The organism is Streptomyces colwelliae (genome assembly GCF_048158785.1).
Lineage (GTDB): Bacteria > Actinomycetota > Actinomycetes > Streptomycetales > Streptomycetaceae > Streptomyces.
On record NZ_JBLTJC010000378.1, the window covers coordinates 1 to 9763 of the forward strand.

The following is a 9763-nucleotide window of genomic DNA, read 5'->3' on the forward strand; positions in this document are numbered from 1 at the left end:
CAGGAACCGAACACCTCCTCCTCGGACTGCTCACCGACGGCGTGGCCGCCGCCACCCTGGAAGAACTCGGCGTCACCCGCGACAAGATCCGCGAGGTGAGCCGTCGGCTCTTCGCCTACCCCGCCGAGTACGTCTTCGACGGCTTGAAGGTGCCGCAGTTGGTGCCGGCGGTCAGGCAGTCGAGGGCGTTGTTCACGATGGTGGGGGAGACGTAGCCGCTGCCGGCCGCGCTCGTCGAGGCCGGGAGGCCCAGGCCCACCTGGGAGGGGGAGAGGCCGCCCTGGAGCTGGATGCAGGCGAGGGCCGTGAGGAAGTCGACCGTGCCCTGGCCGTAGACCTTGCCGTCGCAGCCCAGCATCGTGCCGCTGTTGTAGTACTGCATGTTGACGACCGTGAGGATGTCCTTCACGTTCAGGGCCGTCTGGAAGTACGCGTTCGACGTGGACTGCATGTCGATCGTCTGGGGGGCCATCGTGATGATGAGGGACGAGCCCGCCTTCGACGACAGAGACCTCAACGCCTGTGTCATGTAGGTCGCGTTGATGCCGTTCTCCAGGTCGATGTCGACGCCGTCGAAGCCGTACGTCTGCATCAGGGAGTAGACCGAGTTGGCGAAGTTCGTCGCGGACGTCGAGTCGCTCACCGAGATCGTGCCGTTCTGGCCGCCGATCGAGATGACGACCTTCTTGCCGGCCGCGTGCTTGGCCGCGATGTCCGCCTTGAACTGGTCGACCGTGTAGCCGCCGAGGCCCGACGAGTCGAGCGTGAAGGAGACCGCGCCCGGCGTCGAGGTCGCGTCCGCGAAGGCCACCGCGATGATGTCGTACTGGGAGGAGACCGCCGAGAGCTTCTGGACGGTCGCGCCGTTGTTGAAGTTCTGCCAGTAGCCGGTCACCGCGTGCTTCGGGAGGGTGCCGTTTCCGCCGCCGCCCGTCGCCGTCGTCGTGCCCGTCACCGCCGTCGACTTCCCGGACTCACCCGCCGAGTTGGTCGCCGTGATCTGGAAGGAGTACGACGTCGACGCCGCAAGTCCCGTGATCGTGGCGGACGTTCCCGTCACCGCCGTGATCTTCGTGCCGTCGCGATAGACGTTGTAGCCCGTCGCTCCCGACACCGCGCTCCACGCCAGCGAGACCGACGAGGACGTCGTGGACGGGACCGTGACACCCGTCGGTGTCGCCGGGACGGTCGGGGCCGGGTCGCTGCCTCCGCCGCCGTCCGGGCCGTAGACCGAGATGTCGTCCGCGTAGTACGCGGCCTGTCCGTACCAGCCGTGTGTGTACACCGAGACGGACGTGGTCGAGGCGCCCGTCGTGAACGTCGTCGACAGCTGCTTCCACGACGTGGTGTCGGGGGTCCAGGTCGAGACGTCCGTCGTACCCGTGCCCGTCACGCCCAGGTAGGAGTAGCCGCCCTGCACCCACGCGCTCAGTGTGTACGTCGAGTTGGGCTTCACGGCCACCGACTGGGTGCACTGGGCGTTGTCCTGGCCGGCCGGCGTGCCCTTCAGCGCGGACGCGCCGCCGTGCACCGGGGACGAGACGGTCGTGCCGCTGCCCGCCGTACAGGTCCAGTTGGTCAGGCCCGACTCGAAGCCGGCGTTCCTGGCGTTGTTGATGTCGGCGGCGGACGCCTGGCCGGTGCCCGCGAAGGAGAGAGCGAGGGCGGCCATGGCGACCCCGGCCCACAGGCGTCTTTTCCTGAGTACGGGCATGCCTGGTGCGCGGTCCACTGATGCCTCCGGTGGGGAGTTTGGAGGGGACTGTGACGACGGTGGCCACCGCTGGAAGTCCAGAGTTGGTCCAGACCAATCTGATGTCAAGAGGTCCAGACCAACTTCGAGGGTCGGGGTACCCTCCCGGACCGGCTCATCCCGTCGGTCGAACTGGGCCGCGCACCCGGCCCGTTGTGCGACCTGCCCCGATTTGGCGTGTTGTGTGCGATGACAGTTGCCGCACAGCTACAGAAACGCTGTTCTCCGGTCACAGGGGCGTGGTTACAGTGCTGAGGTAGTCACGCAGTGAAGTCAACTCGGCGTACCGGAGTAATGCCGGCGAGCCGACAGGCGTGAGACGGGGAGCTGCGCGTGCCAACTGCCATTGCCGTGACCAGCGCCGACATGGCGCTGCCGCCACAGGACGAACGGACCCTGCCCGCCGTCGTCCTGCGGGACCTGGATCAACGACCGCTGGACCAGGCGCTGTCGGAGATGCAGGCCCTGATCGACCAGCACGGGCATGTCGTCGTCGTGTCCTCGCAGGCCGTGTCCGAAGGTGTGGACCGACGGCTGCACACGATCCGGTCCATCCTGGAGAGCGATCGGATCGCCCTGTTCCGCCCCAATCTGCCCCCGCTCGGACTCGCCGTCCTGGCCCGGCAGTTGAGGCAGCTGGCGTCCTGCGACCTCAGCCCCGGTGTGCTCGCCTCGTCCGGCCGGCTGCTCACGCACTACATCCACGCCGGTGCGCTCCTCGGCTCGGTCACCAAGCTGGACCGGGTCCCCGTCGGCCTCAAGTCGCACGCCAAGTCCTGGGTGCCCGGCAGCCAGTTCGCGGTGATCGCCCACCCCGAGCCGCAGCTCGTCCGGGTCGGCCCCGGAGTCACGCTGGAGGGCCCGGAGTTCGGCACCTGGATGCTGGTCGCCAAGGGGCAGCTCCAGTCCGACTGGATCGGCACCACCCTCGCCCCGGCGTGGAACGCGATGGGGCTGCGCGAGGCCACCCTGCCCGCCGAATCGGTGAGTTGGTGGGGTACGAACAAGTTGATCGAGTTCTGTACGTTTCTGCCCGACCTGTCGGTGCTGTACCAACTGGTCACCTCTGTACGGCAGTCCGTGTGCCACTGGTGCGGCATCGACGTCATCGGCGACCGTTGTGTCTTCTGCTCCGCCACACCGCCCGTTCACGAGAACCAAACATCGAGCGGATAAGTCCTCAACACACAGGACACGCTTACAGCACACGAATACAGCACACGAATTCGCTCGGCCCGGTTCGATCCAGCTCCATCTGGCTCCATCTCGCCCTATCCCGCTCCATACCGCTCGATCCGGTCCGATCACGCTCGATCCGCTCATTTCCGCTCGACCGATATCCCCAATGAGGTTGTACGGTTCATGAACTCCCGTCAGCGCCGCGGCGTGATACTCCTGCTCCTGTCGGTGATCTGCGCCCTCGGCGCTTTCGCCGGTGTCCTCTCCGTCATCCGTGACGTGAAGTCCAAGGTCGGTCCCGAGGTCACGGCGTACCAGGTCAAGGGCAACGTGGCGCCCTACACGGCGCTCACCGCCGCCCAGTTCAAGAAGATCGAGATGCCCAAGCGGTGGCTGTCGGACAACGCCGTGACCGATCTGCGCCAGATCCAGGGCAAGATCGCGGTGACCACCCTGCGCGGGGGCTCCCTGCTACAGACCGACATGATCGTGGACCAGCCGGCCCTCCAGCCCGGGCAGCAGGAGGTCGCCATCATGATCGATGCGGCGACCGGCGTCGCCGGCAAGATCACGCCAGGCTCCACGGTCAACGTGTACGCGACCTTCGAGGGCGCGAAAGAGGGTGACCCCGACCAGTCCAAGATCATCGTGACCAACGCGAAGGTCATCGACGTCGGCCACATCACCGCCCTCGACCCCGGCAGCAACAGCGACAAGAACCAGCAGTCCACCGACGGCGTGCCGATCACCTTCGCGCTCTCCACGCTCGACGCCCAACGCATCACCTACGCCGAGTCGTTCGCCGAGCGGGTGCGGCTCGCGCTGGTGGCGCCCGGCGGCGATACGACCGTGCCGGAGCAGGACCGGACGTACGAACTCGCGAAGGACAAGTGAGAGGCCCGCATGCCCACCAGGATTCTTCCGGCGGTCGGAGACGCGGACGCCATCCGCGCCATCACGACCCTGCTCAGCCAGCTCCCGGACGCCGATCCGGTGGCCCCGGTGGCCGACTCGACGCAGCTCATCGACACCCTGGCCCGGCTCGCCGCCGAGTCCGTCGACGAGCTGCCCGAGGTCGTGGTGGTGCATGAACGCATCGGTCCCGTCCCCGCGTTGGAGCTGGTCCGCGAGGTCGCGCTGCGCTTCCCGGCGGTGGGCGTCATCCTCGTCACCACCGACGCGAGCCCCGGCCTCTTCCAGGCCGCCATGGACTCCGGCGCCCGCGGACTGATCGCCCTCCCGCTGAGCTACGAGGAGTTGGCCAACCGCGTCCAGGCCGTCGCCGCCTGGTCGGTGGGCGTACGGCGCCACTTGGGCCATGGCGGCGACGTGTTCACCGGCGTCGGCGGGACCGTCGTCACGGTCAGCGGTTCCAAGGGCGGCGTCGGCGCCACCCTCGCCGCGATCCAACTCGCCCTCGCCGCCCAGGCGTCGGGCCGTAGCGTCGCGCTCGTCGACATGGACCTCCAGACCGGGGACATCGCCTCCTTCCTGGACGTGCAGTTCCGGCGCTCCGTGGTCGACCTCGCCGCGATCACCGACATCTCGCCGCGGGTCCTGGCCGACGCCGTCTTCCGGCACGACACGGGGCTCGCGCTGCTGCTGGCCCCCGGCGAGGGCGAGCGCGGCGAGGAGGTCACCGACCGGGCCGCCCGCCAGATCGTCAGCGCCCTGCGCTCCCGCTACGAGGTCGTCGTCATCGACTGCGGCGCCCAGATGAGCGGTGCGAGCGCGGCCGCCGTCGAAATGGCCGACACGGCACTGCTGTTCACCACCCCGGACGTGGTCGCCGTACGCGCCGCGAAGCGCACCGTGCGGATGTGGGACCGGCTCCAGATCCGCAAGGCGGAGGAGACGACGATCGTCGTCAACCGGTACACGCGCGGCACCGAGATCCAGCCGGCGCTCATCCAGCGCATCACCGGCACGACGGTCGCCGCCACCGCGGTCCCCGCCAACTTCAAGGAACTCCAGGGCGCGGTGGACGCGGGCCGCCTGCACGAACTCGACAACAAGAGCGTGGTGAAACAGGCCCTTTGGGGTCTCGCGGGCGAACTCGGACTGGTCAAGGTCCCCGAAGTCGCCCAGAAGAGCGGGCGGTCGAGAAGCGGCGGCGATCGCGGCTCGGTGAGCTTCCGGCGTCGGAGAGAGTGAACGGGGATGCGTATGACTTTGATCTCTGCGCACGGGCGGGACAGGGGCCGAGACAGGGACCGGGGCCGGGACAGGGACCGGGGCCAGACCACCATCGAGTTCCTCGGCATGACCCCGCTGATCATCCTGACGCTGGTGCTGATGTGGCAGTTCGCGCTGGTGGGGTACACCTTCACGCTCGCGGGGAATGCTGCGGACGAGGCGGTGCGGGCGGGGACGGCCGCCGCCCCGGGGGAACGGGAGGCCGCCTGCGAACAGGCCGGCCTCGACAAGCTGGACGGCGCGTGGAAGGGGGACGCCACGGTGACCTGCGGCGGCACGGGCTTCGTCACGGCGGACGTCGACCTCAAGGTGCCCGTCCTCTTCCCGGGCGCGATCGGCTTCCCCTTCACGGTGCACGGCCACGCGGGCGCCGTAGAGGAGGCGAAGGACTGAGATGGACAGGGGTAGGAAGGAACGGGGCCAAGTCGCCATCGAGTACCTCGGGTTCATCCCGGTCCTGATCCTCGTCACGCTGGCGGCGGTGCAGCTCGGGCTGGTCGCGTACACCGCGGAGCAGGCGGGGACGGCGGCCCGGGCGGGAGCGCGCAGCGCCTCGCTCCGGCAGGGGGCCCAGCCGGCGTGCAGCGAGGCCGTCAGCGACTGGCTCTCGGTCAGCTGTCCGGCGTCGTTCGGCGGCGAGGCGGTCACGGTCACCGCCACCATCCACATCCCGTCGGTCATCCCCGGCTACGACGGCTTCGGAGACGCCAGCAAGACCGCCACCATGCCGCTCGACCACTGAACGACAGAGCACGGCGGAGCACGACAGAGCAAACGGCGGAGCACGACAGAGAACGACAGAGTTCGACTGGGTTCGACTGAACAAGGAGCGAGGAGCACAGCACTCATGGGTCTGCGGGAACGCGTCAACCATCCCGAGGAGAACGGCCATCGGGGCGAGGACGGCCACATGGTCTCCTCGTACCGCGCCAAACTCCTGGAGGAGATCGACCTCGCGGAGATGAGCGCGCTGGCCGCCGCCGAGCGACGGGCCCGCCTGGAGCGGGTGTTGGGGCACATCATCAGCCGCGAGGGCCCGGTCCTCTCGACCGTCGAGCGCTCGCAGCTGATCCGCCGGGTCGTCGACGAGGCGCTCGGCCTCGGCATACTCGAACCGCTCCTCGAGGACGCGTCGATCACCGAGATCATGGTGAACGGCCCGGACGCGATCTTCGTCGAACGCGGCGGCCGGGTCGAGCAGTTGCCGCTCCGCTTCCCCTCCCACGACCAGCTGATGCAGACCATCGAGCGGATCGTGTCGACGGTCAACCGCCGCGTGGACGAGTCGAATCCGATGGTCGACGCGCGACTGCCGTCCGGCGAGCGCGTCAACGTGATCATCCCGCCGCTGTCGCTGACCGGCGCCACGCTCACCATCCGCCGCTTCCCGCGCTCCTTCACGCTCCAGGAGATGGTCGGCTTCGGCTCGCTCGACGAGCACATGCTGTATCTCCTCGCGGGCCTGGTGCACGCGAAGTTCAACATCATCGTGTCCGGCGCGACGGGCACCGGCAAGACCACACTCCTCAACGCGCTCTCCGGCCTGATCCCGGAGACCGAGCGCATCATCACCATCGAGGACTCCGCCGAACTCCAGCTCCAGCAGTCGCACGTGATCCGCCTGGAGGCACGCCCGCCGAACGTGGAGGGCAAGGGCCAGGTGACGATCCGCGACCTGGTGCGCAACTCGCTGCGTATGCGCCCGGACCGGATCGTCGTGGGTGAGGTCCGAGGCGGCGAGTCCCTCGACATGCTCCAGGCGATGTCGACGGGCCACGACGGCTCCCTCGCCACGGTCCACGCGAACAGCGCGGAGGACGCGCTGATGCGCCTGAAGACCCTGGCGTCCATGTCCGAGGTCGAGATCCCCTTCGAGGCGCTGCACGACCAGATCAACAGCGCCATCGACGTCATCATCCAGCTCACCCGATTCGCCGACGGCGCCCGCCGCATCACCGAGATCGCCCTCCTCGACAGCCACGGCAGCGAGCCGTACCGGCTGGCGACGGTGGCCCGCTTCAGCCCGCAGCCCATCTCCGCCGACGGCCGGGTCTACGGCACGTTCGAGTACTTCCCGCTCTCGCGCCGCACCGCCGACCGGCTCTACATGGCGAGCCAGCCCCTGCCGCAGGCCTTCGGCGTCGCCCACACCGCGGAACAGCTCGCCCTCAGAGAAGCCAGTAGGTAGGGACCGACCCCATGGATCTCCAGACGATCGTCACGCTCACCACCGGCGTCACCCTGCTGACCTGTGTCCTGGGTGTCGCCGGCGTGCACGCCTACGCCACCGGCAAGGCGCAGCGCGCGGCCCTGGTCGACCGGCTGTCGTCGACCGGCCAGATCCAGGTGGGCCGGGTCCGCCGCTTCCGTGAACTGGACCGCAGACTGCGCCGTACGAGGCTCGGCCGTCAGCTCGAACTCCGCCTGGCGGCAACGGGCCTGGACATGACGCCGGGCGAGTTCTTCGTCTACATGCTGGCCACGGTGGCGGCCCTCTGGCTGATCGGACAGGCGTCGCTGGCGCCCTTCTTCGGGCCGATCGCGGGCCTGTTGGGCATCGGGGTGGCGATCCAGTTCCTCAACTGGCAGCGCCAGAAGCGCATCGAGAAGTTCATCAACCAACTCCCCGAACTGGCCCGCATCATGGCCAACGCCACCCACGCGGGCCTCGCGCTGCGCACCTCGATCAGCATGGCGGCGGAGGAGCTGGAGGCACCGGCCGGGGAGGAACTCGCCAAGGTGGCCAACCAGTTGGCGGTGGGCGCCTCCATGGACGACGCGCTGAGCGAACTGGCCGACAGGCTCCCGTCCCGCGAACTCGTCGTACTGGTAACGACGTTGGTGCTCTCGAACCGGGCGGGCGGCCAGGTGGTCAGCGCCCTGCGCAACCTCACGGAGACCCTGGAGGAACGCAAGGAGACCCGCCGCGAGGTCCGCACCCAGCTCTCCCAGGTCAACATGACGGCGTACGCCGTTCCGGTGATGGGCGTAGGCGCCCTCTTCCTGATGGACGGCGTCAAACCCGGCGCCCTGGAACGGATGACGGGCTCCCCGATCGGCCAGGCCTGCGTGATCATCGCGTTCGGGCTGTACGCGATCGGCTTCGTCCTCATCCGCCGCCTGTCACGCATCGACGTCTGAGATGTCCGAGATCTGAGAGGGGGAGACCTGATGACAGCACTGGCACTCGGCCTGGTGATGGGCCTCAGCGTGTGGGGCATCTTCGCGGGCATCCGCATGTACAGGGCGGACGCGAAACTGCCCAGCGACCTCGTCCTGGCCCTGGAGGTCGGCGCGACCCGCACCGGCGCGGTCGACTCCCTCATCGACCGCATGGGCATGCGCTACGCCCCGATGGTCCTCCGCCTGATGGGCCCCAAGCTGGTCGCCAAGTACCGCCGCAAGATAGACCTCGCGGGCAACCCCGGCGGCCTGACCATCGACCGCTACGCGGCCCGCCGGGCGGTCTACGGCTTCCTCGGCGGCTTCGGCGGCCTGCTGATGCTGCTCCAAGGGCACTACATCGTCGCCGTCATCCTGTTCGCCTTCGGCGCGTTCTGGACGGAGGTCGGCATCTGGTCGGCGATCCGCATCCGCAAGGACGTGATCGAACGGACCCTGCCGGACTTCCTCGACGTCCTCGCGGTGGTGGTGAGCGCGGGCCTGGGCTTCCGCCAGGCCCTGGACCGCGTCGCCTCGAAGTACGAAGGCCCGTGGGCGGACGAACTCCGCATCACCCTCCGCCAGATGGACCTCGGCATGAGCCGCCGCGCCGCCTTCACGGAACTCCGGCGACGCAACGACAGCGAGCAAGTCGCCATGTTCGTCACGGCGTTGCAGCAGGGGGAGGAACTGGGCGCGCCGATCGTCGACACGCTGGTGTCCTTGGCGAAGGACATGCGCCGCACGGACGCGCAGAACGCCCGGCGGAAGGCGGCCCGTGCGGTTCCCAAGGCCACCATGATGATCACCACGTTCATGGTCCCGGCCACGATGCTGCTGCTCGGCGCGGGGTTGTTGCTCGGCTCCGGCACGGACTTCAGCACGATCACGGGCAAGTAGGGGCGGACGGGGGCGACTTGAACGATGGCGACGACGGACGAACGTGAACGCACGGGACTGCTGCGACGGCGCCCCAAACCGACCGAGATCACGACACCGCCGGCGGGGACGGTGCTGCCGGACCATGTGCGGTCGGGGGCGACGGACATTCCGGTGACGACGGTGACGCCGGCGCTGCCGGAGGGATGGGTACCGGTGGGGGGCCGCCTTCCGGGCGTACCGAGGCCACCGGCGCAGCCGGGCGTGGAACGGATAGCCGCCGATGGCGGGGAAGCCCCACAGGGGCCACCGGCACCTGACGACGATGGCGCCACGGGCGGTGCGGGCGGTGCGCGTGGGAATCAGATCCCGGCCGAAGGCCGGGAAGTGGCCCTCCCCATCCAGGTAAGCGCCCTACAGGCAATGTGCAGGCAAGTCTTCGGCTTCCGCCTGGCGATGATCGCCCTGGCCCGGCACGCCATCGACCTGATCGGCCTGGACGGCTTCGAGTCGGCGTACCCGAAGGAGCTTTCCGGCGGCATGCGCCAACGCGTCGGCTTCGCACGGGCGTTGGTCGTCGAACCGGACGTACTG

Annotated in this window: 11 protein-coding genes; 10 read left to right on the forward strand and 1 reads right to left on the reverse strand. The window is 68.8% G+C overall.

The window, feature by feature from the left end; genetic code table 11:
* Nucleotides 1-215: Clp protease N-terminal domain-containing protein (locus ACNFOC_RS44490; protein ID WP_416964705.1), on the forward strand; the 215-nt coding region annotated here is incomplete at its 5' end.
* On the opposite strand, the gene ACNFOC_RS44495 is transcribed toward ACNFOC_RS44490, so the two are convergent.
* Nucleotides 116-1714 carry a chitinase gene (locus tag ACNFOC_RS44495; RefSeq protein WP_416964706.1) on the reverse strand — a complete coding sequence of 533 codons (1599 nt, stop codon included), beginning with the start codon at nucleotides 1712-1714 and terminating at the stop codon, nucleotides 116-118. The two genes, ACNFOC_RS44490 and ACNFOC_RS44495, sit on opposite strands and share 100 nt — an antisense overlap.
* Before the next feature lie 405 nt (nucleotides 1715-2119).
* On the opposite strand from ACNFOC_RS44495, the gene ACNFOC_RS44500 reads away from it, so the two are divergent.
* The 9 genes from ACNFOC_RS44500 to ACNFOC_RS44540 all read left to right on the forward strand — a co-directional run.
* Nucleotides 2120-2929, forward strand: a complete 810-nt coding sequence (locus ACNFOC_RS44500; protein ID WP_416964714.1) for a hypothetical protein — start codon at nucleotides 2120-2122, stop codon at nucleotides 2927-2929.
* 186 nt (nucleotides 2930-3115) lie between these two features.
* The gene (gene cpaB / locus ACNFOC_RS44505; protein ID WP_416964707.1) at nucleotides 3116-3826 is read left to right on the forward strand and encodes a Flp pilus assembly protein CpaB; all 711 of its coding nucleotides are present in this window, start codon (nucleotides 3116-3118) and stop codon (nucleotides 3824-3826) included.
* A gap of 9 nt (nucleotides 3827-3835) precedes the next feature.
* The gene (locus tag ACNFOC_RS44510; protein WP_416964708.1) at nucleotides 3836-5086 is read left to right on the forward strand and encodes a CpaE/TadZ family protein; all 1251 of its coding nucleotides are present in this window, start codon (nucleotides 3836-3838) and stop codon (nucleotides 5084-5086) included.
* A 12-nt stretch (nucleotides 5087-5098) separates the two neighbouring features.
* A complete protein-coding gene (locus tag ACNFOC_RS44515) occupies nucleotides 5099-5521 on the forward strand; it encodes a TadE family protein (RefSeq protein ID WP_416964709.1) in 423 nt (140 codons plus the stop codon).
* A gap of 1 nt (nucleotide 5522) precedes the next feature.
* Nucleotides 5523-5870 carry a TadE/TadG family type IV pilus assembly protein gene (locus tag ACNFOC_RS44520; RefSeq protein ID WP_416964710.1) on the forward strand — a complete coding sequence of 116 codons (348 nt, stop codon included), beginning with the start codon at nucleotides 5523-5525 and terminating at the stop codon, nucleotides 5868-5870.
* A gap of 105 nt (nucleotides 5871-5975) precedes the next feature.
* Nucleotides 5976-7316 carry a TadA family conjugal transfer-associated ATPase gene (locus ACNFOC_RS44525; RefSeq protein ID WP_406122652.1) on the forward strand — a complete coding sequence of 447 codons (1341 nt, stop codon included), beginning with the start codon at nucleotides 5976-5978 and terminating at the stop codon, nucleotides 7314-7316.
* Between the two features lie 11 nt (nucleotides 7317-7327).
* A complete protein-coding gene (locus ACNFOC_RS44530) occupies nucleotides 7328-8269 on the forward strand; it encodes a type II secretion system F family protein (RefSeq protein WP_416964711.1) in 942 nt (313 codons plus the stop codon).
* 30 nt (nucleotides 8270-8299) lie between these two features.
* Nucleotides 8300-9190: a DUF5936 domain-containing protein gene (locus tag ACNFOC_RS44535; RefSeq protein ID WP_416964712.1), complete on the forward strand. Its 891-nt coding sequence runs from the start codon at nucleotides 8300-8302 to the stop codon at nucleotides 9188-9190.
* Between the two features lie 24 nt (nucleotides 9191-9214).
* A partial coding sequence (locus tag ACNFOC_RS44540) for an ATP-binding cassette domain-containing protein (protein WP_416964713.1) occupies nucleotides 9215-9763 on the forward strand: 549 nt, incomplete at its 3' end.